This window comes from Nocardia macrotermitis, from assembly GCF_009604405.1.
In the GTDB taxonomy this organism is placed as follows: Bacteria; Actinomycetota; Actinomycetes; order Mycobacteriales; family Mycobacteriaceae; genus Nocardia; species Nocardia macrotermitis.
The window spans coordinates 475,026-499,898 of the sequence record NZ_WEGK01000005.1 but is presented as its reverse complement, the minus strand read 5'-3'; the positions used below and the strand labels follow the sequence as shown (position 1 = coordinate 499,898).

At 69.5% G+C, this 24,873-nt stretch carries 17 protein-coding genes; 8 read left to right on the top strand and 9 right to left on the bottom strand.

Features of this window, described 5'->3' with window-relative positions:
- Positions 1 to 5 precede the first annotated feature (5 nt).
- Positions 6 to 872: a dTDP-4-dehydrorhamnose reductase gene (gene rfbD / locus NRB20_RS15115; protein WP_319944937.1), complete on the bottom strand. Its 867-nt coding sequence runs from the start codon at positions 870 to 872 to the stop codon at positions 6 to 8.
- An 81-nt stretch (positions 873 to 953) separates the two neighbouring features.
- Between rfbD and NRB20_RS15110 the strand changes: the two genes are divergently transcribed.
- The 3 genes from NRB20_RS15110 (at position 954) to NRB20_RS15100 (ending at position 4,727) form a co-directional block, all read left to right on the top strand.
- Positions 954 to 2,465, top strand: coding sequence for an LCP family protein (locus tag NRB20_RS15110; protein WP_153410693.1), 1,512 nt, complete (start codon positions 954 to 956; stop codon positions 2,463 to 2,465).
- A complete protein-coding gene (locus NRB20_RS15105) occupies positions 2,453 to 3,169 on the top strand; it encodes a TIGR03089 family protein (protein WP_153410692.1) in 717 nt (238 codons plus the stop codon). Before NRB20_RS15110 ends, NRB20_RS15105 begins: the two co-directional genes overlap by 13 nt.
- A gap of 256 nt (positions 3,170 to 3,425) precedes the next feature.
- Positions 3,426 to 4,727 (top strand): cytochrome P450, encoded by a 1,302-nt coding sequence (locus NRB20_RS15100; RefSeq protein WP_153410691.1) that lies wholly within the window; start codon positions 3,426 to 3,428, stop codon positions 4,725 to 4,727.
- A gap of 8 nt (positions 4,728 to 4,735) precedes the next feature.
- Here the strand turns inward: NRB20_RS15100 and NRB20_RS15095 are convergent, their stop codons facing one another.
- The 5 genes from NRB20_RS15095 to NRB20_RS15075 form a co-directional block, all read right to left on the bottom strand.
- Positions 4,736 to 6,310, bottom strand: coding sequence for a carboxylesterase/lipase family protein (locus NRB20_RS15095; RefSeq protein WP_153410690.1), 1,575 nt, complete (start codon positions 6,308 to 6,310; stop codon positions 4,736 to 4,738).
- Between the two features lie 148 nt (positions 6,311 to 6,458).
- Positions 6,459 to 6,731: a SelT/SelW/SelH family protein gene (locus NRB20_RS15090; protein ID WP_153410689.1), complete on the bottom strand. Its 273-nt coding sequence runs from the start codon at positions 6,729 to 6,731 to the stop codon at positions 6,459 to 6,461.
- Positions 6,732 to 6,871: 140 nt separating this feature from the next.
- Positions 6,872 to 7,276, bottom strand: coding sequence for a YchJ family protein (locus NRB20_RS15085; RefSeq protein WP_153410688.1), 405 nt, complete (start codon positions 7,274 to 7,276; stop codon positions 6,872 to 6,874).
- A 287-nt stretch (positions 7,277 to 7,563) separates the two neighbouring features.
- Positions 7,564 to 8,004, bottom strand: a complete 441-nt coding sequence (locus tag NRB20_RS15080; protein WP_153410687.1) for a hypothetical protein — start codon at positions 8,002 to 8,004, stop codon at positions 7,564 to 7,566.
- Complete coding sequence (locus tag NRB20_RS15075; protein WP_319944964.1) at positions 7,989 to 10,394, bottom strand: AAA family ATPase; 2,406 nt, start codon at positions 10,392 to 10,394, stop codon at positions 7,989 to 7,991. The genes NRB20_RS15080 and NRB20_RS15075 overlap by 16 nt, the downstream gene beginning before the upstream one ends.
- Before the next feature lie 441 nt (positions 10,395 to 10,835).
- On the opposite strand from NRB20_RS15075, the gene NRB20_RS15070 reads away from it, so the two are divergent.
- The 5 genes from NRB20_RS15070 to NRB20_RS15050 are packed head-to-tail and all read left to right on the top strand — an operon-like array spanning position 10,836 to position 20,056.
- Positions 10,836 to 13,682 carry an SWIM zinc finger family protein gene (locus NRB20_RS15070; RefSeq protein WP_153410686.1) on the top strand — a complete coding sequence of 949 codons (2,847 nt, stop codon included), beginning with the start codon at positions 10,836 to 10,838 and terminating at the stop codon, positions 13,680 to 13,682.
- Positions 13,679 to 14,791, top strand: coding sequence for an ATP-binding protein (locus NRB20_RS15065; protein ID WP_153410685.1), 1,113 nt, complete (start codon positions 13,679 to 13,681; stop codon positions 14,789 to 14,791). The genes NRB20_RS15070 and NRB20_RS15065 overlap by 4 nt, the downstream gene beginning before the upstream one ends.
- Complete coding sequence (locus NRB20_RS15060; protein WP_153410684.1) at positions 14,788 to 17,370, top strand: DUF5682 family protein; 2,583 nt, start codon at positions 14,788 to 14,790, stop codon at positions 17,368 to 17,370. The genes NRB20_RS15065 and NRB20_RS15060 overlap by 4 nt, the downstream gene beginning before the upstream one ends.
- A gap of 50 nt (positions 17,371 to 17,420) precedes the next feature.
- Positions 17,421 to 18,578 (top strand): VWA domain-containing protein, encoded by a 1,158-nt coding sequence (locus tag NRB20_RS15055; protein ID WP_153410683.1) that lies wholly within the window; start codon positions 17,421 to 17,423, stop codon positions 18,576 to 18,578.
- Between the two features lie 47 nt (positions 18,579 to 18,625).
- Positions 18,626 to 20,056, top strand: coding sequence for an ADP-ribosylglycohydrolase family protein (locus NRB20_RS15050; RefSeq protein WP_153410682.1), 1,431 nt, complete (start codon positions 18,626 to 18,628; stop codon positions 20,054 to 20,056).
- Between the two features lie 46 nt (positions 20,057 to 20,102).
- Here the strand turns inward: NRB20_RS15050 and NRB20_RS15045 are convergent, their stop codons facing one another.
- The 3 genes from NRB20_RS15045 to NRB20_RS15035 all read right to left on the bottom strand — a co-directional run bounded on the left by NRB20_RS15045 (position 20,103) and on the right by NRB20_RS15035 (position 24,748).
- Positions 20,103 to 22,622, bottom strand: coding sequence for an ABC transporter permease (locus NRB20_RS15045; protein ID WP_194289854.1), 2,520 nt, complete (start codon positions 22,620 to 22,622; stop codon positions 20,103 to 20,105).
- Positions 22,622 to 23,389, bottom strand: coding sequence for an ABC transporter ATP-binding protein (locus tag NRB20_RS15040; RefSeq protein WP_153410681.1), 768 nt, complete (start codon positions 23,387 to 23,389; stop codon positions 22,622 to 22,624). Before NRB20_RS15040 ends, NRB20_RS15045 begins: the two co-directional genes overlap by 1 nt.
- Positions 23,390 to 23,485: 96 nt before the next feature.
- Positions 23,486 to 24,748: a serine/threonine-protein kinase gene (locus tag NRB20_RS15035; RefSeq protein WP_153410680.1), complete on the bottom strand. Its 1,263-nt coding sequence runs from the start codon at positions 24,746 to 24,748 to the stop codon at positions 23,486 to 23,488.
- Positions 24,749 to 24,873: the final 125 nt, after the last annotated feature.

Here is a 24,873-nt window from a genome sequence, read left to right as displayed (position 1 = left end):
GCAGCCTACTGGTCGAGACGGGTCAGCGCGTCGTCGAGTGCGGACCGCCAATCGCGCAGCGGAGTCAGTCCGGACGCGGTCCAGGCACGGTTCGACAACACCGAATATGCCGGGCGCGGTGTGGAACTCGGATATTCCGCGCTGCTGCACGGACGCACCCGTTCCGGATCCGCGCCCACTCCCGCGAACACCGCGCGGGCCAGGTCGAACCAGCTGGCCTGTCCGGCGTTGGTGGCGTGCAGGATCGGCGCGATACCGTCCGCACCGGAGTCGATCGATCGCGCCAGCTCGAGCAGACCCGCGGCCAGATCCGGGGCGAAGGTGGGGGAACCGATCTGGTCGTTCACCACCGACACGGTGTCGCGTTCGCGTTCCAGCCGACGCATGGTCGCGACGAAATCGCGCTGATCACCGGTGTACACCCAGGCCGTGCGCACGACGTGCGCGTCGGGCGCGCAGCGCAGCACCGCCTGTTCACCGGCCAGTTTGGAGCGGCCGTAGACGGTGGTCGGCCCGGTCGCGTCGCTGGGCTCGTACGGGCTGGTCCCGGTCCCGTCGAAGACGTAGTCGGTGGAGACGTGAATCAGGGTGGCGCGCACCGCGGTACAGGCCGCGGCCAGCACCGCCGGGCCGGTCTCGTTGCGGGCGAACGCGCCCGCGACATCGGATTCGGCGGCGTCGACGGCGGTGTAGGCGGCGCAGTTGAGCACCACGTCACCGGGTTCGAGGACCGCGCGCACGGCCGCGTCGTCGGTGATGTCGAGATCCTCGCGTCGCAGCGCCACGGCATCAGGAGCCTGGGCGCGCACTGCCCGGCCGAGCTGTCCACCCGCGCCGGTCACCACCACACGCCGGGAAATTTCTGGGCACACGCGGGTCAGTCTGGCACGCCACGCCCGCCGCGCCTCAGGGGTGCCCGCGACTGTGTTGGTTAGCCTCGGATCACGGGGTCGATGCGTGAAAAGAGTTCTCTTCAAGGCGTGGCCGAAAGGATCAGAGCATTGCCGCAGCAGCTGTCTTCCGCCCGGCCCGGCCGATCGCCTCGACGCCGTCCGGGCCGATTGCTGGTCGCGGCCCTGGCGGCCCTGATCTTCGTCGTCACCGGCTTCGGCTGGCACAGCATCGACGGACTGATCTCCGGAATCGAGCGGATCGGCGATCTGGGCCTGGGCGGCGGCAGCGACGGCGCGACCGACATCCTCATGGTCGGTATCGACAGCCGCACCGACGCGCACGGCAATCCACTCAGCTCGGCCGAACGCGCGATGCTGCACGCCGGGGACGAGGTCGGCACCAACACCGACACCATCATCCTGATCCGCATCCCCAACAACGGCCGCTCGGCCACGGCCATCTCGATCCCCCGCGACTCCTACGTGGACATTCCGGGTATCGGCAAGGGCAAGATCAATTCGGCGTACGGGTCGACCAAGGAACTGGCCCGGCAGAAACTCGCCGCGAAGGGCGTCTCGGACGCCGAGGCGGACAAGCAGTCCACCCAGGCCGGGCGCGAGGCGTTGATCAAGACGGTGGCCGAGCTGACCGGTATCACGGTCGACCACTACGCCGAGGTCGGGCTGCTGGGATTCGTGCTGCTCACCGATGCCGTGGGCGGGGTGCAGGTCTGTTTGAACAACGCGGTCGACGAGCCGATGTCGGGTGCGGACTTCCCTGCGGGGGTGCAGCGGCTCAACGGCGCGCAGGCGCTGAGCTTCGTGCGTCAGCGGCACGAGTTGCCGCGCGGGGATCTGGACCGGATCGTGCGTCAGCAGGTGTACATGGCCTCTCTGGTGCATCAGGCGCTCAGCGCGCAGATCCTCGCGAATCCGACCAAGCTGGACGCGCTCAGCAAGGCGGTCGGGCGCACCATCGTGCTGGACGACAAGTGGAACGTCATCGATTTCATGAAGCAGTTGCAGGATCTCACCGGCGGTCAGGTGCGTTTCGAGACGATTCCGGTGGCCGATCTCAACGGCACCACCGACGACGGCGAATCGGTGGTGCGGGTGGACACCTCCGCGGTCCGCACCTATGTCGCCTCGCTGGTCGGCCGATCCGGTTCGGGCGGCGTCACCCCCGCGCAGGTCACCGCGGATGTCTACAACGCGAGCGACACCTCGGGACTGGCCGGGCAGGTGGCACAGGCGTTGACGGGCAAGGGTTTCCGCACCGGCACGGTGGACAACTGGGCGGGCGCGCCGGTGTCGACGAGCCGGGTGCTGGCGGCGAAGACCACCGACGCCAAGGCCGCGGCGGTGGCCAAGGCGCTGGGCGGGCTGCCGGTGCTGGCGGTGCCGGGGATGGCGGAGGGGGCCGTGCGGGTGGTGCTGGCCGGTGACTACTCTGGTCCGGGCTCGGCGGCGGGCGAACTGTTCGATACGTCGGGGAGTTCGACCACGGCGACTCCGGTCCCGCCCGCGGCTCCCATCGACGCAGGCCAGAACGGACCGAAATGCGTGAACTGAACCAGACCCTGACCGATGCGCTGCTGGAGCCGATCCTGGCCCGGGATCCGGCCGGGCCGCGGATCACCTATTACGACGACGCGACGGGCGCCCGCATCGAACTGTCCGCGCTGACCCTGGCCAACTGGGCGGCCAAGACCGCCAACCTGATTCGCGACGAATTCGGTCTCACCCCGGGCGCGCGGGTCGCGGTGCTGCTGCCCGCGCACTGGCAGACCGCCGCGGTGCTGCTGGGGTGCTGGTGGGCGGGGGTGGAGGTGGTGTTGCGGGCCGACGACGACGCCGAACTCGCACTGACCACGCCGGGACGGTTCGACGAGGTGGCCGATATCGCCGAGGTGCTGGCGTTGTCGCTGGACGCGATGGGTGGGCCGGTGCGTGATCTACCGCTCGGGATCACCGATTTCGCGACGTCGGTGCGGGCGCACGGCGATCAGTTCCATCCGCGGGGGGCGGGGGCGGCGCTGGACGGCGAATCGGTGGCGGAGGTATTGGCCGCCGCTCGCAAATCGGCTGCGCGGCAAGGGTTCTCGGAGCAGGATCGGGTGCTGTCGGAGGGGTCGTGGGAGACCGCCGCCGAGGTGATCGACGGGTTGGTCGCGGTGTATGTCGCCGGTGCGTCGCTGGTGCAGGTCGACCATGCCGATCCGGCGAAGCGGGAGCACCGCGTCGGCGTCGAGCGGGTCACCGTCACGCGGTCCTGATCGGTCTGTGCGGCGGGCCGATTGCCGCACCATTTTCATGGATCCGCACCCGCTTCGTGGGCTGTTCCGGGTGCCTTTCCCGGTAGCGGGTGCGGCTGGGAAAGAAGTGTGTACGCCCTGGTATCGCGCTCGTAGCATGGGTCGGGACAGTCCTACCGCGGTAGGGGTTCGAGTCCGACCGTAGGACGTTTCCGCGAGTAGTACGCGTGCGTACCGTGGATGTCCAACCGGATGAAACGACGATTTGGGGGTTGTGATGGGACCGCAGTACTGGTTGCGTTGGATGTCGGTGCACGGCGTGCCGCGGATGGCGCTCAAGACGTACGCCCGGCGGGGCGATCCGCTCGCGCAGCTGTTCGGCGATCCCGCGATCACCCACGATCCGTATCCGTTGCTCGAATCGATCCGCGCGCGGGGGCGGCTGGTCCGCACCCCCTTCGCCCGGGTCACCGTCGAACACGATCTGTGCCGGAACATCCTGCGCGACAACGCGATGGGCACCCGCGCCGCGGAGAGTTTCGACATCCCCCGGCCGCTGCGCGGACTGACCAGGCTGGCCCCGCTGCCGCCGAATCCGGTCGAACCGCCGTCCATGCTCGTCATCGACCCGCCCGAGCACACCCGGATGCGGCGGTCGGTGTCGGCGGCGTTCACCCCGCGCGCCATCCGCCGTCTGCAGGACCGCGTCGAATCGGTCACCGAGGAGCTGCTGGACGCCATGCCCGGCGACGGCTCGGCCGATCTGGTGGCCGACTTCGCCGCGCAGGTGCCGATCGCGATCATCTCCGACATGCTCGGTTTCCCGCGCAGCGCCAAGGAGCAGTTCCTCGGCTGGGGCGACGCGATCAGCCCGCTGCTGGATATCGGCATCCCGTGGCACTCCTATCGCGGTGCCGTGGCCGCCATCCGGGAGATGGACGAATACGCCGACGGGCACCTTGCGCAGTTGCGCCGCTCCCCCGGCGAGGACATCCTGTCCAGCCTGCTCACCGCGGGCGATCTGGACGAGCAGGATCTCAAGGCCACCGCGAGCCTGCTGATGGGCGCGGGCTTCGAGACGACGGTCAACCTCATCGGCAATGCCATCGTGCAGTTGCTCGCCCACCCCGACCAGCTCGCCCGGCTGCGCGCGGAGCCCGAACTGTGGCCCAACGCCGTCGAGGAGGTGCTGCGTTTCGACGCACCCGTGCAGAACACCGGCCGGGTGACCCTGGAAGAGGTCGAGTACGAGGGCGTCCGGCTGCGCAAGGGCACGACCGTCGTGCTGTCACTGGCCGGCGCCAATCGCGATCCGAACGTCTTCGAGCAGCCGAACCGTTTCGACATCACCCGCGCCAACGCCAAGGAGCACCTGACCTTCTCCTCCGGCATCCACGCCTGCCTCGGCGCCAGCCTGGCCCGCATGGAAGCCACCCACGCCCTGCGCGCGCTGTTCGACCGCTTCCCCGACCTGCGACTGGACGGCCCGCCGCAGCGACGCCCCCTGTTCACCCTGCACGGCTACAGCCATATGCGCGCGAACCTGGGCCGCAGGGCCGAGCACACCACGCCGGTCTGAGGTAGAGGTCAGCTGAAGCCGACGACCTGATCGCCCCAGGCGGTGTAGAGGTCGTGGTCCGGGTCGTCGACTACGCGGTCGACGGCATCGATGACCAGGGTCGCGCGGGTGGACTCGCGGTACGGCGGCCAGTGTTTGGATCCGTCCAGTGCCGCGGGGACACCGTGTTCGGCGAAGGCCAGCCAGCGCCGCATCATCCGGCCGGAGATCTCCATGGCCGCCTTGCGGCCGCCGAGCCAGAACGTCGGATCGTGGTTCAGGGTGCCGAAATTGCCGAAGACGTAGGGCAATTCGGTGGCATGTCCGGCTCCGACCCGGGCCGCCTTCAGCATCGGGGTGGCCTGGTCGAACCGGTACATCCAGGTTCGGGTGTGCCGAGAGTGCGCGTCGGCGACCCAGTGCGCGGGCATCCGGAACGCGGCGTCGGTCGACATCGCCAGTGCGCCACGGGGTTTGCTCAGATCCGGATAGGCCGAGGTGATCTCGGCGATCCGCTCGGGCGAGAGCTCGGGATGATCGGCGGCGACGCCCTTGAGCATGGCGTTCACCGCGTCCGGGGTGACCGGCATGATCGGCGAGCGGAACAGCCGGAAAAGCGACGCCTCGTCCCGGTTGGTGCCGATCATCAGGGGCACGCGATGCGAACGTCCCTGCTGGAAACGATCGGTGGGATAGGTGGGGAGCAGCTCACCGTCCACCACGGGCGCGGCGGCCAGCCTGCCCGGCGATTGCAGCGGCACCTCGTCCAGCAGGATTCCGGCCGCCTCCACGATCCGATCGATCGGGCATTCGAGCAGTTCCTTGACCCGCTGCCGCGGCAGATCCACCAGTTCCAGGAATCTGGTCGCCACACCCGCGGCCCGTTCGGGTCCGAAAACCGAAGTGGCGGGCGGACTCTGGGCGATGGCCCGATGGAACAACCCGGCCGCCGGAGGGGAGGTGAGCAGCGCGGTCACACAGCCCGCACCCGAGGATTCACCGAACAGCGTCACATTGCCGGGGTCGCCACCGAACGCGGCGATATTGTCGCGCACCCATTCCAGTGCAGCGATCTGATCGTGCAGTCCCAGATTCGGCACGAAGTCGTGCCCGAGTGAGGAGAGGTCCAGAAAACCCAGCGCACCCAGCCGATAGTTGACCCCGACCACGACGACATCGCCGGTCTCGGCGAGCTTGCGCCCGTCGTAGATGCCCTGGGCGGCGGTCCCGAGACAGTACGCACCGCCGTGCAACCAGACCAGCACCGGACGCGGTTCGGAATGCGCCGTGGCGGGAGCCCACACGTTCACCCACAGGCAGTCCTCGCCCATCCGCAATCCGGAATCGACCGGGACCATGGTGCCCATCGTCTGCGGCGCGATCTCGCCGAATTCGGTGCAGTCCCGTTCCCCCTCCCACGGCACCGGCGGTTGCGGCCGCCGGAACCGCTTGCGACCGGCCGGAGCCGCCGCGTACGGAATACTGCGCCAGACGTGCACGGATCCGTCGTGGAATCCGCGCACCGCGCCCGCGGCGGTCAGGGCTACGGGTTCGGGTCCACGGGTGTCCACACCCGGGGCCTCCTGGAAGAATTGAGTGCTCATCCCCGTGCCTCGCTCCGGCTCGACTCCGGTATGACAACCGCGGTAGCTGCGCTCGAAACTCGCTCGCTCATGGCGGCACCTCCTCAACTCTCTGTTACGAGAGTACGTCCGAGATCATGTCCGACGGCGAGGCGCGAACGCTCGCACGTCAGTCGCGATCGATATGACCGAGATCGCGACCGGGATCGATCCGGTCGCGAACGCGCTGTTTGAGCAGCGCGATATCGGGGAAACCGCCGTCGGACCGGCGTTCCCAGATCTGGTCCCCGTCGAGTGTGATGCGGAAGACACCCCCGTCCCCCGGGATCAACGCCACCTCCGACAGTTGGGTGGCGAAGGTACTCAACAGCTCCTGAGCCATCCACCCCGCCCGCAGTAGCCAGCGGCATTGGGTGCAGTACTCGATCGCGACTCGTGGCATACCCGCACCCTACGTGGGCGGCGGATCTGCCCTGGAAAAAACTTCTGGCAACTCCTCCGCTTCCTCGGTGCATCTGTACCGGGAACGGTATGAGCGTCTCCGACACCGGGCAACAACTCGACAAAGACGCACCCGAATCGTTATATCTCCACGTCTCCGTCCAGGTAGCGCCATGCGCCGTCGACTCTGGCAAATCTGCTGCATTCGTGCAGCGAACTCCGGCCGCCCGCAGCCCGGTAGTGCGCGCGGAACTCCACCACACCGGTGTCGTCGAACGGCCCACCCGCCTGTGTGCGCAGAATCTCCAGGAACATCCAACGCTGTCCCGGATCCAGTTCGAGCCGACGCGGCCGGGTCCGGGGATGCCAGGACGTGAGCAGATAGGCGGTGTCGCCGACGGCGAACGCGGTGTACCGCGACCGCATGAGTGTTTCGGCAGTGGGTGCGGGCCGGGTGCCGTCCAAGCGCGGCCCGCAGCACTGCTCGAACGATTCACCACTGCGGCACGGGCACCGATCGGCGCCGGCCGGAGATTCGCTGTGCATCGTTCGATTATCGGATCACAACATACTGAGCAGGTTGATGACGTTGGTCAGCGCCGAATTGACGTCACCGACCAGGGCCGAACCGGTATTGAGCAGGTTGAGCGTATCCATGATGCAGCTCTCTTTCATCGACGTGGATGAAACCCGACCGTGTAACAACCGCATTCATGCCGCAAACCGCGCAGCAAGCACACAGTACTGTTCATAGATCATCCGCATCGCCGAAATCCCCATGTCGATAGCGAAATTGGGGCGTCCGGCAGCGAATCGCCGGACAATACGGGCCGCTACGACCGGCCAGTATGTAGTTGCTTTCCCGTAGCCGTGGCGTCGGCCTCGGCCAACATCGCCAATTCCCCGGTGAGCCGGGCGGTTTCGTCGAACCAGCGGCGCAACTCCACCACGGTCGGGGCCAGCTCGTAGTCCTGGTGATGCCCCACCCGCGACAACGTCGCCCACAGCGCCGAGATCCGCGCCGAGGTCTCCTGGCCGACATAGGAATCCAGCGCCAGCAGCTGCGCCCGCATACTGCACCGCGCCAACGGCGGCGCGAGCACCAGCCACAGCCGGTCGATGGACTGTTCGAGCGCCAGCCGCAGAATCCATACTGTCGCCCGGGACCACAGCCCGCCCGCGTCGGTCACCGTGCCGCGCAACAACTCGTCGGCCGCGGCCAGCCGCTCGGCGACCGTCGGCGGTTGCGAAGGCTCCGCTACGGATTCAGCCATTTGACGAATTTCCTGGTCCCGCTGATCAATTCGCGGGTGCCGCGATCGATCCGGATGTGCGCCCCGGCGGCCGCGTCCCGCAGTACCGCCCGCGCCCATGCCGCCTCCCGATCGAGTAGTTCGTTCAGATCGTCGACCCGGTCCGGATCGCCGAATACGGCCAGCGACACCTTCTCCCAGGTGGTGCGCGCGGCATCCACCCGGCGCTGCACCTCCCGGTGATCCACGCCCTCGCCCAGCAGCGTGCGCCGGGAGCGGGCCAGGGCGGCGGCCTCGATGGCCGAACGACAACAGGTCACCACCAGTTCGGCGGCGATGGCGCGCGGCAGCTGTTTGGTGCGCACCAGGGCGTTGGCGTCGCTGAGATAGCGGCGCACCGGATCCTCCGCGACCCGCACCTCGACGGCCGAACGCTCCCGCCGCTGCACATCCAGAACCGTTGCGTCCAAACGCAATCGGCGCACCGCCTCGGCCAGCCGCTCGTCGTGGGTGAACACCACGACCTGCCGTCCGCTGCGCGCGGCCGCGGCGAGCACCTTGGCCAGACCGTCGACCTTGGCCGGATCCATCGCCTGCACCGGATCGTCGATGACGACGAAGCCGAACGGACTCTCCGACACCGTCGCACGTGGCAGGAACAGCGCCAGGCCCAGCGCGTGCAGCTCGCCCTGACTCATCACGCCCAGTGCGTTGCTCCCGGCATCGTCGACGGTGACGTCCAGCAGTACCTTGCGGCTGGCTCCGGCGTTGCCCTGCAACCGGATCACGCCCAGATCCACATTGCTCTGCTGCCGCAGACCGCGCCAGATGCCGCGGGCGTGCTCGGCCAGCGGGGCCATCCGCTCCTCGCGCAGTCCGGCGGCGGCGGATTTGAGCCAATCCTCGGCGCGCCGGACGGTGTGCAGTTCGGATTCGGCGGCGGTGACCGTCCGCGCGCCCTGCAACCAGGCGGCGATCCGCGGCACCAACGGCATCCAGACCGCGTCGAGCCGGTCCAATTCCTTACGCGCCGAACCACGCAGCGCGTTCAGCAGCCGGGACAGGTCCGCGTGCGCGGCGCGCAGCCGCTCCGGGAACTCCGCGTCGGGTTCGGCCTGCGCCAGCGTCGCCCATGCAGACCAGGCGCGGCGGGCCGGTGCGGTGTCGACATTGGGTGCCTGCGGTGGCAGCGGATCCAGTTCGGCGGGGACCGGAGTGACCAGAGCGCGGGCCCGGCCGGCCGCTGCCAGCAGTGCGTCGCGGGCGGTGGTGACCGCGGCCGCGCGCTCGGTCAGGCGGGCGATCTGGGTGTCGGTCTCGCGCAACCACTCCGCGTCCAGCGTGCCCGCGCCGCATACCGGACACGCGCAGGCGCCCGCCGCGGCCGCATGGGTGCGGGCGCGATCGAGCAGATCCAGCACCCGCAGTTCGGCCTCGGTGTCGCCGGTGGTGAGTTCGCTCAGCCGCCGCGCACCCGCCTGCACCGCCGCGGCCGCGCCGTCCACCGCCCCGGCATCGGGTAGCCGCAGCCGCAGGATGGCTTGCAGGGCAGCGGTACCGGTGGGGTCGTGCCGCGCGCCGGACACCTCGCGGCCGATCGCGGCCAGGTCCGGATCGGCGGCCCGCAGCAACTGCGCGACCCGGGCCGCGCGGTCGTCCACGACGGTTTCGAGAGCGGTGCGCAGCTCGTTGCGTTCGTCGCGGGATTGTCTTGCGGCACGCTCCAATTCGAGGCGGCGCGCGCGGGTGCGTTCCTGCGCCGCGGTGAGATCGTCCAGGCCCAGCAGCCGGTGCAGTGCGTCGAACAGATCGCTGGGACGGCCGTCGACCAGCGCGCCGAGTTCGCTGTAGGACAGGAACGGCCGGTACAGCTCGAGCGCGCGGGACCAGCGTTCGACGCGAAATTCGGTGGGATCGGCGGCATTTCGCGCTTGCGTCCAGGTGCCACCGGCGAGATCCGCGCCCTCGGGCCACTCCCGCGCGACGCTCAGCGCGCCGTCCCGACCGGCCGCGGTCAATTCCACTTCGACCCGGGATGTGCTGCCGTCGTGGAGATTTCGCCAACCCTCACGCCAGACCGACGCCCGGCCCGCCCAGCGCCGGGTGTCGCCGGTCAGGGCCAGTTCGGCGGCCTCGGCGAAACTCGACTTACCGGATCCGTTGCGCCCCACCACCAGTGTGAGTCCGGGGCCGGGATCCAGTAGCAGTGACGCCTCGGGCCCGATACCGCGAAAGCCGCGAACCCTGATGGCGCGCAGGAAGATTCCGCTCATCCCCAGGCTCGGCGACCGATCCGGTTCGGCGTCCAGCGCGGCCAGCACCGCGGCCGAGACCTCCGGGGTGATCGCCGGATCGGCATCCAGGCGGTGCCGCACCAGATCGGACAGGCGTTGCGCGACGCCGGTGGACACGTCCCCCAACTGCCACTCCCTCCGCAAACGCGGTGACGCGTTCGGACTACAGATACGGCGACGCTACCGGATCCGCCGCGCGTTCGCGTATGCCGGAGGCCGCGAACCGTCCCGGACGGGGTGTGCTCATGGACATCGAGCGGTGATCCGCCCGATGTCCACCCCTCGGCCGTCCCCGGCCGGGCAGTTCCACGGGTCTCACCCGAAATCGGGTGGTTCGGATCAACCGAACAGAACAGAATGACAGAGTTCGATATCCGGCACAAGACCGCACGGGAGTTTCAATCACGCACCGCCCCAGCATCATTGGTCTCGCTAACCCTCCGCGAACTCGCTCCGGAGCCGCTCGGACGATTTCTGTCGGTGGGGTGGGGTAGAAATCCGATGAACCGAACGAAACGGGGGACGACAGTGCCGACGACACCAGTGGGAACCGAATCGATGACATGGACCGCGCAACAGGTCACCGCGCTCGCACCCGATGCCGCGTCCCTCGCCGCCGCGCGAAAGCTGCACGGGCGGTGGAGTTCTACCGGCTGGTGCGAGACCGCGCTGTGGGGGTTGTGCAAGGGCAGCGGGGCCAAGCCGTACCAGACGATCGTGGACCTGTCCGGGCCCGCGTACAAATGTTCCTGTCCGAGCCGGAAATTCCCCTGCAAGCACGCCTTGTCCCTGCTGCTGATCTGGTCCGACGGCATGGTGTCCGAGGTCGGTGCGCCCGCCGATTACGCCGAGCAGTGGCTCGCATCTCGCGCCCAGCGGGAGGCCGGATCGGTTGCCGCACAACAGAAGACCCCGTCCGCGGCGACGGTGACGCAGCGCCGCGAGCGGGTCGCGGGCGGACTCGCGGACCTGGACGTGTGGCTGTGCGATCAGGTGCGTACGGGGCTGGCCCAGGCGGATCGCTCGTTCGACGCCTTCGAAGCGGTGGCCGCGCGGATGGTCGACGCACAGGTTCCCGGCGTCGCGGCGGCGCTGCGGCAACTTCCACGCAATATTGTCGGCCGGGAGGACTGGCCCGCGGTGCTGCTGTGTGAATACGCCCGGCTGCATCTGCTCGCGGCGGCACATCGCCGCCTGGACGAGCTGGACCCGGCGCTCGCGGCGAGTGCGCGCACGCATATCGGTTACCCGGTCGGCACCGAATCGGTCCGCGCGGAGCCCATCGTCCGGGATCACTGGATGGTGCTGGGCATACGCATCACCGAGGAGGAGCAGCTGCACACGCGTCGCGCCTGGATGCGCGGGCGGACCAGCGGGCGCTGGGCGCTGATCCTGGACCATTCACACGGCTCGCCCGCCTTTCCGCCGGATATGCCGGTACCGGGCACGATGATCGATGCCGAGCTGCACTTCTATCCGGGGGCCGCGCCGCTGCGGGCGCTGTGGGGTGAACGGCACGGTGTGCCGGAGCCGATCCCGCGGCCGCTCGTCACGACGCCGGATGCCACGGGTGCACGGCCGGGCGGAATCGCCGCCGCGTTGACCGAACATGCCCGCGCGCTCGGCGCGGATCCGTGGCTTCGGTCGTGGCCGATGCTGCTGACCGAGGTGATCCCGGTGGTGTCCGGTGGCGCCTGGTCCGTGGCAGATCACGACGGCGCAGCGCTGCCGATCGCGCGACTCGCCGCGCAGCCCTGGCAGCTGCTGAGCCTGTCGGGCGGTCGGCCGGTGACGGTCATGGGCGAATGGACCGCCGACGGGCTGGTCCCGACCTCGGCGTGGGCGGGCGAGGAGCTGGCCACCGTCGACGCGGCGGCGATCGGCGGGTCCCGGGCCGGGAACAGCGCGCTGGGTTCGGTGGCGCTGTTGGGCACGGCGCGGCGCGGACTGGATCCGGCCACGTTGTCCGGGCCGGTGGCCGAGGCGGTCGGGCGGCTGCACGGCGATCCGGCCCTGGTATTACTCGAGGCCGCCGCCCTGCAGGACGTCTTCGCGCGTGGCGCGGTGCGGCCCGGTACCGCCGAGCCACCCGAGCCCGCCGCGATCGACCCCCGTCCGGTCCTGCCCGCCGCGGCCGCGACCAGGCTGGTCCGCCTGCTGCGCGAGGGATCGCCGTTCCTCACCGAATGGTTCGAACTCGCCGAACCGCACGGGTTCCGCGCACCCGACGGGATCTGCACCCTGCTGCTGGATCAGGCGAAAACCCGTGTCCCCCTGCGTGAATCGCTGCTACGACTGGCCGGTGAACGCGGCCGCTGGCTGTCCGCGCACCACACGCCCTGGCATACGCTGACGCGCGCGAAACCCGACGACACGGATGTCTGGTCGCACGGTCGCCCCGCCGAGCGGCTCGCCTGGCTGACCGAGTTGCGGGCCCACGATCCACAGGCCGCCCGCGAAACCCTCACCGGCACCTGGCATTCCGAGCCCGGCCCGGCGCGCGCGGATCTGCTGGCGGTACTCGCCGAGGGACTCACCCTCGCCGACGAGCCGCTGCTGGAATCCGCGCTCGACGATTCGCGCGCGCAGGTCCGCAGGGTCGCCGCGGACCTGCTCGCCCGCCTGCCGGATTCGGCCTTCGCCGGGCGGATGACCGAACGCGCCGCGCGGTGGATCGGCTTCGACGGCGCGCAACTGGTGGCCGATCTGCCGCAGCGGCTGGAGGATTCGGCCCGTCGCGACGGTATCGCCGACCGCACCTCGAAGACCGCCTACCGGTTGGACGGGGCGCCGCACGTCGCGGCGGAGTGGCTGCGTCGCGTGATCGCCGCGACCCCGCTGCGGCATTGGGACGCCCTGCTGGGCGCACCCGGCTCGGCGGCGCGGGTCGGTATGCGTGACGATCTGCTCGGCCCGGTCACCGCCGGGTGGGCTGATGCCGCCCTCGCGCAGCGCGACAGTCGTTGGGCGGCAACGTTGTTCGAGGTACTGACCGGTACGCCCACGCTCGGCGCCGATCCCGATGTGCGGCGGCAACTGTTCGCACTGCTGCCCCTCGACCAGCGCGTGCAGTATCTGCGCTCACTGGACAGCAGTTGGCTGGCCGAGATCGAACTGCTGGTGCAGGCGGTGCCGCGACCGTGGCCGATCCCGCTGGCCAAACACCTGATCCGGCTGCTGCTGGACCGCGCCGAACTCGCCGCGCCCCGGCCCGGCGTGCCGAGCCTGTCCCCGGCCGCCTACCGCAGCCTGTTCCACACCGCCGCAACACATTTCCCGATCGAGGCGACCGCCGCCGTGGAGGTGGCCGCCCGCCGCTGCCGGGACAGCTACTGGGAATTCTGTTTCAAGGAATTGACCAGCGACCTTATCCAGCGCACGACCATGCTCGAGGAGCTGCAATGACCACCGAGACCACCACCGCCACGACCGACAGCAGCCTGCTGCGCCCGCACGCCGAACAGGCGTTCGCCGACGAGCTGCGCGCACTGGCCGCGGTCGACGACCGCCCCCGCCCGCCCTCGTGGCGGCTCTCGCCCTGGGCCGTGGTCACCTATCTGCTCGGCGGCACCCTGTCCGACGGCACCGTGGTGAGCCCCAAATACGTCGGGCCGCGCCGGCTGATGGAGGTCTCGGTCGCCACTCTCGCGACCGATCGCGCCCTGCTGCTGCTCGGCGTGCCGGGCACCGCGAAAACCTGGGTGTCCGAACACCTTTCGGCCGCGGTGTGCGGCGAGTCGACGCTGCTGGTGCAGGGCACCTCCGGCACCGCCGAGGAGGCGATCCGGTACGGCTGGAACTACGCGCGGCTGCTGGCCGAGGGGCCCAGCGACGGCGCGCTGGTGCCCTCCCCGGTGATGACGGCCATGCGCCTGGGTTCCATCGCGCGCGTCGAGGAACTCACCCGCATCCCGTCGGATGTGCAGGACGCGCTGATCACGGTGCTGTCGGAGAAGACGCTGCCGGTTCCCGAACTGGGCACCGAGGTGCAGGCCGCCAAGGGCTTCAACGTCATCGCCACCGCCAACGACCGCGACCGCGGGGTCAACGAGCTGTCCTCCGCGCTGCGACGACGCTTCAACACCGTCGTGCTGCCGCTGCCCGCCAGTGAGGACGAGGAGGTCGCGATCGTGACCCGCCGCGTCGAACAGCTCGGTGCCGCACTGGAATTGCCCGCCGTCCCCGCCGCCGCGCAGGAGGTGCGCCGGGTGGTCCAGGTCTTCCGCGAACTGCGGTCCGGCATCACCGCCGACGGGCGGACCAAACTGAAATCCCCGTCCGGCACGCTGTCCACCGCCGAGGCGATCTCGGTGATCACCAACGGCCTCGCGCTGTCCGCGCATTTCGGCGACGGCGTGCTGCGGGCCGCCGATATCGCGGGCGCGGTGCTGGGCGCGGTCGTGAAGGATCCGGTGGCCGACGGCGTGGTGTGGACCGAATATCTGGAGGCGGTCGTCCGCGAACGCGCGGACTGGGCCGATTTCTACCGAGCCTGCCGCGAGGTCCACGCATGAGTCCACACACCACCGACTCACCGCCGGACTCCGCAGCGGCCGTAGCATCGCAGACCCGAGTGTTCGGCATCCGCCATCACGGGCCGGGTTCGGCACGCTCACTTCGCCTGGCGCTGGAGCGATTCCGGCCCGACGTCATCCTCATCGAGGGCCCGGCCGACGCCGACCCGCTGCTCACCCATATCGCCGCCGAGGGCATGGCACCGCCGGTCGCGCTGCTGGCCTACGTCCCCGATACCCCCGCACAAGCGGCGTTCTGGCCGTTCGCGGTCTTCTCCCCCGAATGGCAGGCGCTGAGCTACGCCCACGAACACGACGTAACCGTCGGCTTCTGCGATCTCCCCGCCACCCACACCCTGGCCGCGAGGGACGAACCCGCCGACCGCACCGACCCCCTCGCGCTGCTCGCCACCACCGCCGGTTACGACGACCCGGAACGCTGGTGGGACGCGATCATCGAATCCACCGCCGACGCCGACATTTTCGACGCCGTCACCGAGGCCATGGCCGTCCTGCGCGAAACTCCCACCGCAGCGGCAGCTACCGCAACCACCCGGGTCGACCCCGATGCGGCAGCCGCGACCGGGTCCCCTGCCGACGAGACGACCGTCGGCTCGCAGGGCAACGCGACATCCGGATTCATTGCCGCACAGAATGATTCCGATTCTGCGATTACCGATCGGCCGCTCGGGAACAGCACTGCCGTCGAATCCACAGCTCCACGCTCGAGCAGCCCCGACGACGCCACTATCGAATCTGCCGGAACAGCGGATGGCATCCCTGAATACGATGCCGCACAGGGCGATTGCCGTGCGGCGGGATTCGCGCCGGACAAGGCAGGGATGCCGCAGGGTCCGGCGGATGATGCCGAGGAACTGCTCGGATCGCCGGTGGATCCGCATACGTTGCAGCGCGAGGCGTACATGCGGCAGACGATGCGTAAGGCGCTGAAGGGCGGGGCGCGGCGACTTGCCGTGGTGTGCGGGGCATTTCATGCTCCCGCGCTGGTGGGGAAGCTCGGACCGGCGACGGCGGACGCCCAGTTGCTCAAGGGGTTGCCGAAGGTCAAGGCGACGCTGACGTGGGTGCCCTGGACGCATTCCCGGCTGGCCGGTGCTTCCGGCTACGGCGCGGGGGTCACCTCGCCGGGCTGGTACCACCACCTGTTCACCGAGACCGAACAGCCGATCGCGCGCTGGCTCACCAGGGTCGCCGGAACCTTGCGGGCGCACGACCTGCCGGTATCCAGTGCGCACATCATCGAATCGGTGCGCCTGGCGAACACCCTCGCCGCCCTGCGGGAACGACCGCTGCCCGGATTGTCGGAGGTCACCGAGGCCACCCGCGCGGTGCTGTGCGAGGGCGACGAGACCATGCTGCGCCTGGTCACCCGGGCACTGGTGGTCGGCGAGGCACTCGGCGCGGTCCCCGAGGACACGCCCGCGGTCCCGCTCGAAACGGATCTGCGCGCCCAGGCGCGGACGCTGCGGCTGACGCGGCAGGCACTGTCCCGGCAACTCGACCTGGACCTGCGCAAGGATCGCGACGTCGCGCGCTCGCGACTGCTGCACCAGCTGCGACTGCTCGGAATCGGTTGGGGCACACCGACATCGAGCGAGGTCCGCAATACCGGCACCTTCCGCGAGACGTGGACGCTGGTCTGGGAACCCGAACTCGCCATCGCCGTCATCGAGGCGTCCCGCTGGGGCACCACCCTGCTGGCCGCCGCCGAGGCGAAGATCCTGGACTCCGCCGCCGCGCCGGAGGCCACCATCGCCGACCTGAGCCGGGCCCTCGAACAGGCCCTGCTCGCCGACCTCGGCGGGGCGATACCGGGACTGGTGGCCCGCCTGGAATCCGCGGCCGCGGTGGATCACGACGTCACCCGGCTGCTCGGCGCACTGCCGGGCCTGATCCGCACGCTGCGCTACGGCGATGTGCGCGGCACCGACGTCACCGCGCTCACCCGCGTGGCCGACGGGATGCTGGTGCGCATCTGCGCCGGACTGCCCGGCGCGGTCACCGGTCTGGACGCCGACGCCGCGGCCGCCCTGCGCGCCCTGATCGATGACGCGCATCTGGCCCTGGCCACCCGCGACGACGAGTGGGCGACGCGCGAATGGCACACCGCCCTGGGCAAACTCGCCGACCGCGCCGATGTGCACGGCAGCCTGGTCGGCCGCGCGGTCCGGCTGCTGTGCGACGCGGGCATCCTGGACGACGCCGAATCCGCCCGCCGCCTGTCCGCGGCACTCTCGGTCGGCCACGATCCGACCGAGAAGGCCGCGTGGATCGACGGCTTCCTCGGCGGCCGCGGCCTGTTCCTGGTGCACGACCGAAATCTGTTGCACCGCATCGACACCTGGCTCCGCGGCCTGGACGAGGACCAGTTCACCGCCACCCTGCCGCTGCTCCGCCGCACCTTCGGCGCCTTCGAATCCGGTGAGCGCCAGGCGATCGCCCAGGCCGTGCGCGACGGCGGCCCCGCCACCACCACTCCGACCGGCACCGACGACTTCGACCTCGACCGCGGCCTGCTCGCCCTGCACGCCGCCACCCGAATCCTGGCGGTCACCTGATGCCGCACCGAGATCACACCCGCGACCTCACGGAGAGGCGGTAGCCACCGATGACCGATATCGACCGAACACAGTCCCGCCGTTGGCGTCTGGTGCTGGGCGCGCCCGCGGAATCCTGCCTGGGCGGGCTGGCGGCCGGGGACGATGCGGCGATGGACCGGGCGTTGTCCGCGCTGTACAACGCCGAGGAGATGACCCCGTCGGAGAAGCGCTCGGGCGGGCTGGGCGGATCCGCGCCCAAGGTGGCGCGGTGGCTGGGCGACATCCGCAGCTACTTCCCGTCCACCGTGGTGGAGGTGATGCAGCGCGACGCGGTCGAGCGGCTCGATCTGACCCGGCTGCTGCTCGAACCGGAACTGCTCGAGGCCGTCGAACCCGATGTGCACCTGGTCGGCACCCTGCTGAGCCTGAACCGGGTGATGCCCGAGACGACCCGATCCACCGCGCGCATGGTGGTGGAGAAGGTGGTGCGCGAGATCGAACAGCGCATCGCCTCGCGTACCGTCGCCGCGGTCTCCGGCGCGTTGAACCGCGCCGCGCGCACCACCCGACCGCGACTGCGCGATATCGACTGGGACCGCACCATCCGCCGCAACCTCGCGCACTACCTGCCCGAACATCGCACCGTGGTACCCGAGACGCTGATCGGCTACGGCCGCAAATCGCAGGCGGTGCGGCGCGATGTGGTGCTGGCGATCGACCAGTCCGGATCGATGGCCTCGAGCGTCGTGTACGCCTCGGTGTTCGGCGCGGTGCTGGCCTCGATGCGGTCGCTGAAGACCTCGCTGGTCGTCTTCGACACGGCCGTGGTCGATCTCACCGATCAGCTGTCGGATCCGGTCGACGTCCTGTTCGGCACGCAGCTGGGCGGCGGCACCGATATCAACCGCGCCATCGCCTACAGCCAACAGTTGATCACGCGTCCGGCCGATACGTTGTTCGTCCTGATCTCCGACCTCTACGAGGGCGGCATCCGCGACGAGATGCTGCGCCGGGTCGCCGCGATGCGTGAGTCCGGCGTGCAGGTGGTGGTCCTGCTGGCCCTGTCCGACGACGGCGCGCCCGCCTACGACCACGCGAACGCCGCCGCCCTCGCGGGCCTCGATGTTCCCGCCTTCGCCTGCACTCCGGACAAATTCCCGGATCTGCTGGCGGTGGCCCTGGACCGCGGCGACGTGGGCGCCTGGGCGAACACCCATGCGGGCTGAGTCACACGGCACCGGCGACCCGAGCGACCACCGGCTACCTTTGTCTGATGTCCGCCCCCGGCCCGATGCGGGTTCTCCAGCCTCCAGAACCCGCGCTGTATCGCTCGTCGACGGGCGGGTATCCGATCGCCGGGTACGTCCCCAGCCGGTCCCGGTCGTCGGACTGGTGGTATTCCACACCGGCGGAAGGCATTTCGACCACCGGACCGTCGACAGAGATCAATCTCCCCGACCACCCGGCAACGTATCACCCACCGACACAGGACAATCCGTCCACCGAGGTCTCGCCCGTGCCCGATTTCTCCGCGACTCCGTCCCCATGCCTGCCGATCGTGTACGGCTGCCTGCTCGGCGGCGCGATCGGTGATGCGGTCGGCGTGCCCCTGGAATCGTTGTCGCTCGGACAGATTCGGCAGAAGCACGGATCACCGGGCGTGCCCTACCGCACCCTCCAGGTCCCGTACGCCCTGGTCCCCGGTACGCCCCAGTTCGGTAGGGACTTCGACGGACGCATCTCCGAGGAGACCCAACTGGCGCTGCTGACCACCGAGGCGCTGTTACGCGTGATGACGGGATTCCCGCCCCGCGACATCACCGCCGCGGTGCCGCGGAAGGCGACCGGGATAGCGCAGGAGACCTACATCGCTTGGCTTGCGGCCCAAGGCGAAACGATGCCCGGCGAACCCGTCGCATCCGGCTTCCTGGCGGGCCGCGCACCCTTCACCGACCGCCGCGGCACCTCGCGCACGGTGATCGAGGCCATGCACCGCGCGGCGAGCCGGCAGCGACCCGATCAGCCGCTGGGCACCACGACCCAACCGGTGAACAACTCCAAGGGGTCCGCGGCCGTGGTCCGGGTGGCCGCGTGCGGATTCACCGATCGAGTCGAAACCGCATTCCACTCCGGTTGCGAGATAGCGGCTCTGACGCACGGACACCCCAGCGCGTGGCTGGCCGCCGGCACCTTCGCGGCGGTGATCCACGGTCTGTACTCCCGGCTGAATCTCCGCGAGTCGCTGTACCAGGCCCAACTCGAGCTGAACCGCCGGGCCGGACACGAAGAGGTCGCCGCGGCCTTGGCCGCCGCGATCGCGTTGGCGGGCAGGGGATCACCGACCGCGGAGGCCGTGGAATCCCTCGGCCGCGGCTGGACCGCGCCGGAGGCCCTGGCCATCGCCGTCTACGCCGCGTTGAGCGCGGAGGCGATCGGCCGCGGGCCCTCGACCGAAATCCTGGAGTTCGGCTTGCGGCTGGCGGTGAATCACTCCGGTGATTCCGATGCCACCGGCGCACTGTGCGGTTCGCTGCTGGGAGCGCGGTTCGGCGTGCAGTGCGTACCCGACGTCTGGGCGTTCAACAGCGAGGTCAACGACCTGGTCTACACACTGTCCCGGGACTTCTGCATCCAGCAGTCCCTTTTCCGGCCACTCGATTACGGTGCGTCCCTGGAGTACTGGTACACGAGGTATCCCGGCTGAGAGCACCCGGTCCGGTCACCGCGTCGGCGACCGGACCGGGCCACTCTCACAGATCCGCGATGGCGGCCAACGGCGGTGTACGCGCCGCACGAATGCCCGGCCACAGCGCGGCCAGCACACCCACCACGCCCGACCCGACGAGCATCAGCACGATCTGCCCCCACGGCACGCTGATGGTGCTGATCCCCAGATCGCTCAGCGTCCGCAGGAATCCGACACCGAGCCCGAGCCCGAGAATCACACCCACCAGCGCACCGAATACCGCGATCAGCATCGACTCCAGATAGATGCTCCGGCGAACCTGCGGCCGCTGCATGCCGACCGCCCGCAACATCCCGATCTCGCGACGCCGTTCGACCACCGACAACGCCAGCGTATTGACGATGCCGAGTACCGCGATCACCACCGCCAGCGCCAACAGCCCGTACAGGATCGCGAGCATGGTGTCGATCTGCTGCCCCTGCGTACCCTTGAACTCCTGCCGGTCCTCGACCTGCACCACAACGTCTTTCGCGGTCGCCTTGACCAGGTTCTCCCGCAGCAGCGTCAGATCCGTACCCGGCGCCGCGACGATCAGCACCACCACATCGGCGCGGAACTGCACGGGCATCACCTGGTCGTACAGCGCCGGGGGCACCACCATGGCCCCGAGCAACTGGGTGTCCTTGTAGATCCCGGACACCGTGACGGTGTACTTCTTCTCGTCCATACCGGCCAACTGCACCTGCTGCCCGGCGTGCCAATCGTGTTTCCCGGCTTCGGTTTCCGAGACCTGGATATCGTTGTCGCCGAGTGTGTAACCGCCACTGCGGATCTCGTAGTTCAGCACCGGACTCATCTGCGCGTCCGGCGAGACGCCGTACACCGGCTGGTCGCCGATCTTCATCTGCACGCCCCGGAACGCGACCACATCCCGCACTCCCGCAACGGCTCTCGCGGCCGGTCCGGCATCCACGGGCACCCCGGTCAGCTGCGGACCGGTCAGTATGTAATCGGCCTTGACGCCCCGGTCGACCACATCGCTCACGCTCGCCTTCGCCGAGGCCCCGAGCATCCCGATCGCCGAGACCAGCATCAGCCCGAGCGTCAACGCGAACGCGGTCGCGGCGGTGCGGCGCGGATTGCGGACCGCGTTATTGCGCGCCATGTGCCCGATCGGCCCGAACGGCCGCACCAGCACGCCGAGCACCGACAGCACCGGCCGCGACAACGACGGCGAGGCGAACAACACCGCGAAAATCAGTGCCGCAGCGCCGATTCCGACGGTCAACGCGGCATTCCCGCCGGTGTGCCGCGCCCCGAGCACGACCAGGACGACACCGACGACCGCCAGCGCGATCCCGATTCCGGTGCGCATCCGCAGCGATTCACCCGTCGAGGCGAACTCCTCGCGCATGGCCTCCACCGGCGGAATCTTGGCCGCCCGGCGCGCGGGTGCGTACGCGCTGCCCACCGTCACCACCAGACCGATGCCCAGCGCCGCCAGCACGGTGCGCGGCTGCACCTGCATGGACCCGGTCGGCAGCCCCAGATCGAAGGCGTTGAGCAGCCCGGACAGTCCGAACGCCAACCCGATACCACCGGCCAGACCCAATGCGCTGCCGATCAATCCGATGATCGCCGCCTCGGCGACCACCGACAGACCCACCTGCCGTCTACTCGCACCCACCGCCCGCAGCAGGGCCAACTCCCGCAGTCGCTGCGCCACGATCATCGAGAACGTGTTGTAGATGATGAACGTGCCCACCAGCAGCGCGATCGCCCCGAACGCGAGCAGGAAGTAGTTCACGAATTTGAGCGCGTTCCCGACCTGCGCCTTCAGATCCGCGCGCACCTGATCGCCGTCGTGCACCTTGTAGTCGGGCAGGATCCGGGACAGCCTGTCGCGCACCGTATCCGCCGCCACGCCAGATGACGCGGCCACGTCGACGTAGCCCACATGCTGTCCGTCGGTGAACAGCTCACGAGCCTGCGCGTCGTCGAACAGGATTCCGACGAATCCGCCGGAATCCGATGCCATGGTGTAGATCCCGGTGACCGTCACCACGATATTGCCCTTGGACGGGATCAGGATCTCGGTGCGATCCCCGACCGCCAGCCCGGCACGTTGCGCCCCACCGGAATTGATCGCGATCTGGCCGGGCTGGGTCGGCGCGACGCCCGCGACGATCTTCTGCGACTCGGCCACGGCCTTGTCCGGCGGCAGATACGACTGCCCCAGGCTCGGCGCACCGCCGGTCTGCACCGCGCGCCCGTCCTTCAACAGCACGACCGGCCCCTGCACCGCGGGTGCGACCGCGCGCACGCCCGGAGTCGCGGCGACCTTCTGGACCACGTCGAGCGGAACCCCCAGCGACAGCCGGTCCTTCGGCTCCACCCGCACGTCGACGCCCTTGGCCTGATCGGCGAAGATCCCGTCGAACGTGCTCTGCAGCGTATCGGTGAACACGAAAGACCCTGCGATGAAAGCGGTTCCGAGAATCACCGACAGCACGGTCAGGGCCAGACGCAATTTGTGCGCGGCGAGATTGCGCAAGGCCACCTTGCGCATCGGGCTCCCGGCCATCAGGCGTTCTCCAGCTTTTTCATCCGGTCCAGCACGGATTCGGCGGTGGGATCCCGCAATTCGTCCACGATGCGGCCGTCGGCGAGGAAGATCACTCGGTCCGCATAGGAGGCGGCGTGCGGTTCGTGGGTGACGATGACGACCGTCTGCCCGAATTCGTCGACCGCCGCGCGCAGGATCGAGAGCACCTCCCCCGACGCCCGCGAATCCAGATTGCCGGTGGGTTCGTCACCGAAGATGATCTCGGGTTTTCCGGCCAGGGCGCGGGCGCACGCCACCCGCTGCTGCTGGCCGCCGGACAGTTCGCTGGGCCGGTGGGTGAGCCGATCCCGCAGGCCCAGGCGCTCGATCACGGTGTCGAGCCAGTCCTGGTCGGGGCGACGGCCCGCGATGTCCAACGGCAACGTGATGTTCTCCAGCGCGGTCAGCGTCGGCACCAGGTTGAACGCCTGGAACACGAACCCGATCCGGTCGCGGCGCAGTGCGGTCATCGCCTTGTCCGACAGGCCGGTCAGATCGGTGCCCCCGATGTGCACCGCGCCGGTGGTGGCCTCGTCCAGCCCGGCCAGGCAGTGCATCAGCGTGGATTTACCCGAGCCCGACGGGCCCATGATCGCGGTGAACTCACCCGTGGCGAAGTCGGCGCTCACCCCGTCCAGGGCGCGGACCTGGGTGTCTCCCGTTCCGTACAGCTTGACCAGATCGGTGGCGCGGGCCGCGATCGCGGTGGCGGCAGTGGTTTCGGTGCCCAGGGCATCGGCAGTCATGCTCTCCAGTGTTCCGTGGCCCGCACGTCCGCGCCATCAGGAATGCCCCCCAATACTTCGGGGGTATACCGGACCGGCCGCAACCGCCGGATCGGCTCAGCCCACCGAACCGATGATCGCCAGCACGATCAGCAGGATGACCACCGCGCCGACGATGATGCCGATGATCAGGCCGGTGTTGGACTTGCGCTGCGGCGGCAGCTGCGCGGGCCGGTAGCCGTACCCGGTCTGCTGCCCGTACGGCGAATTCTGCGGATACATCGGCTGCTGCATCGGCTGCGGTGTCGCCGCGCGCACCGACATCGGCATGGGGGTCTGGCCGATGGTCGGCATGGGTCCGGCGTTCGGCACCCCGGTACCGGTGCGCGGCGGCGCGATCGGGTTGCCGGGGCCGGTTCCGGTCATGCCCATCTGGGGGCCGACGGTCTGCGGGCCGACCGTCTGCGGCCCCACGGTCTGCGGGCCGACCGTCTGCATCCCGGGGCCGGTGTACTGCCGCGGGGCCACCGGTTGCGCCGGGGAACTGGGCGAGGCCAGGGCGCGACGGGCCGCGACGGCGAATTCCGCGCACGAGGCGAACCGCTCGTCCGGACGTTTGGCCATGGCCTTGGCCAGTACGGCGTCCATGGTCGGCGGCAGGCCGGGCCGGATCTTGCTCAGCAGCGGCGGCGGTTCCTGCAGATGTCCCCGGATCACCGCGGCCGGATTCGACGCCGCGAACGGCCCGGTCCCGGTGAACAACCAGAACAGGCTGCACGCCAGCGAGTACTGATCCGCGCGGCCGTCCAGGCTCGCGCCGGTGAGCTGTTCGGGCGAGGCGTAGGCCAGCGTCGCGGTGAAGGTGCCGGTCTGGGTGAGGTGGCCGCCGTCGTCGCGCAGCCGGGCGATGCCGAAGTCGGTGAGGTAGACGCGCTCGCCCTTACCGCCGGTCGAGCGGGCCAGCAGCATGTTCGCGGGTTTCACGTCGCGGTGCATGACGCCGTTGCCGTGCGCGTAGTCCAACGCCTCGGCGACCTCGCCGATGATCTGCACCGCGCGTTCGGGCGGAAGTTTGGTCGGGTCCACACTGGCCGCGTCGATACCGTCGATGAACTGCATCTCGATCCACAGCTGACCGTCCTCGAGACCGCGGTCGTAGACGGTCACGATATTCGGGTGGTCCAGCTGGGCGACCAGATCGGCCTCGCGCTCGAACCGGGCGCGGATCTCCTGATCGGACACCATCTCACGGTTGAGCAGTTTGATCGCCGACATGCGCGGCAGCCGCGGGTGTTTGGCCAGATAGACCGAGCCCATGCCGCCGCGACCGAGCTGTCGCTCGATGAGATATCCGGCGAAGACCTCACCGTTGGCCACCATGATGTCCGCTCCCACTTCCCGTGCCGCGCACCGGGACCCGCCAGCGCACGGCCGTGTACCGCATGAACTCCGTCGCCGTCTCGCGTCGGCCACGGGAAACACCGAAACCATAGCAGCCCGGACGA

Bases quoted from the DNA above. Each gene is read 5' to 3' on its own strand.
- NRB20_RS15085 (WP_153410688.1), bottom strand. From the start codon at position 7,276: ATGCACAGCGAATCTCCGGCCGGCGCCGATCGGTGCCCGTGCCGCAGT.
- NRB20_RS15080 (WP_153410687.1), bottom strand. From the start codon at position 8,004: ATGGCTGAATCCGTAGCGGAGCCTTCGCAACCGCCGACGGTCGCCGAG.
- NRB20_RS15100 (WP_153410691.1), top strand. From the start codon at position 3,426: ATGGGACCGCAGTACTGGTTGCGTTGGATGTCGGTGCACGGCGTGCCG.
- NRB20_RS15040 (WP_153410681.1), bottom strand. From the start codon at position 23,389: ATGACTGCCGATGCCCTGGGCACCGAAACCACTGCCGCCACCGCGATC.
- NRB20_RS15105 (WP_153410692.1), top strand. From the start codon at position 2,453: ATGCGTGAACTGAACCAGACCCTGACCGATGCGCTGCTGGAGCCGATC.
- NRB20_RS15035 (WP_153410680.1), bottom strand. From the start codon at position 24,748: ATGGTGGCCAACGGTGAGGTCTTCGCCGGATATCTCATCGAGCGACAG.
- NRB20_RS15045 (WP_194289854.1), bottom strand. From the start codon at position 22,622: ATGGCCGGGAGCCCGATGCGCAAGGTGGCCTTGCGCAATCTCGCCGCG.
- NRB20_RS15055 (WP_153410683.1), top strand. From the start codon at position 17,421: ATGACCGATATCGACCGAACACAGTCCCGCCGTTGGCGTCTGGTGCTG.
- NRB20_RS15050 (WP_153410682.1), top strand. From the start codon at position 18,626: ATGTCCGCCCCCGGCCCGATGCGGGTTCTCCAGCCTCCAGAACCCGCG.
- NRB20_RS15070 (WP_153410686.1), top strand. From the start codon at position 10,836: ATGACATGGACCGCGCAACAGGTCACCGCGCTCGCACCCGATGCCGCG.
- NRB20_RS15065 (WP_153410685.1), top strand. From the start codon at position 13,679: ATGACCACCGAGACCACCACCGCCACGACCGACAGCAGCCTGCTGCGC.
- NRB20_RS15060 (WP_153410684.1), top strand. From the start codon at position 14,788: ATGAGTCCACACACCACCGACTCACCGCCGGACTCCGCAGCGGCCGTA.
- NRB20_RS15095 (WP_153410690.1), bottom strand. From the start codon at position 6,310: ATGAGCACTCAATTCTTCCAGGAGGCCCCGGGTGTGGACACCCGTGGA.
- NRB20_RS15090 (WP_153410689.1), bottom strand. From the start codon at position 6,731: ATGCCACGAGTCGCGATCGAGTACTGCACCCAATGCCGCTGGCTACTG.
- NRB20_RS15110 (WP_153410693.1), top strand. From the start codon at position 954: ATGCGTGAAAAGAGTTCTCTTCAAGGCGTGGCCGAAAGGATCAGAGCA.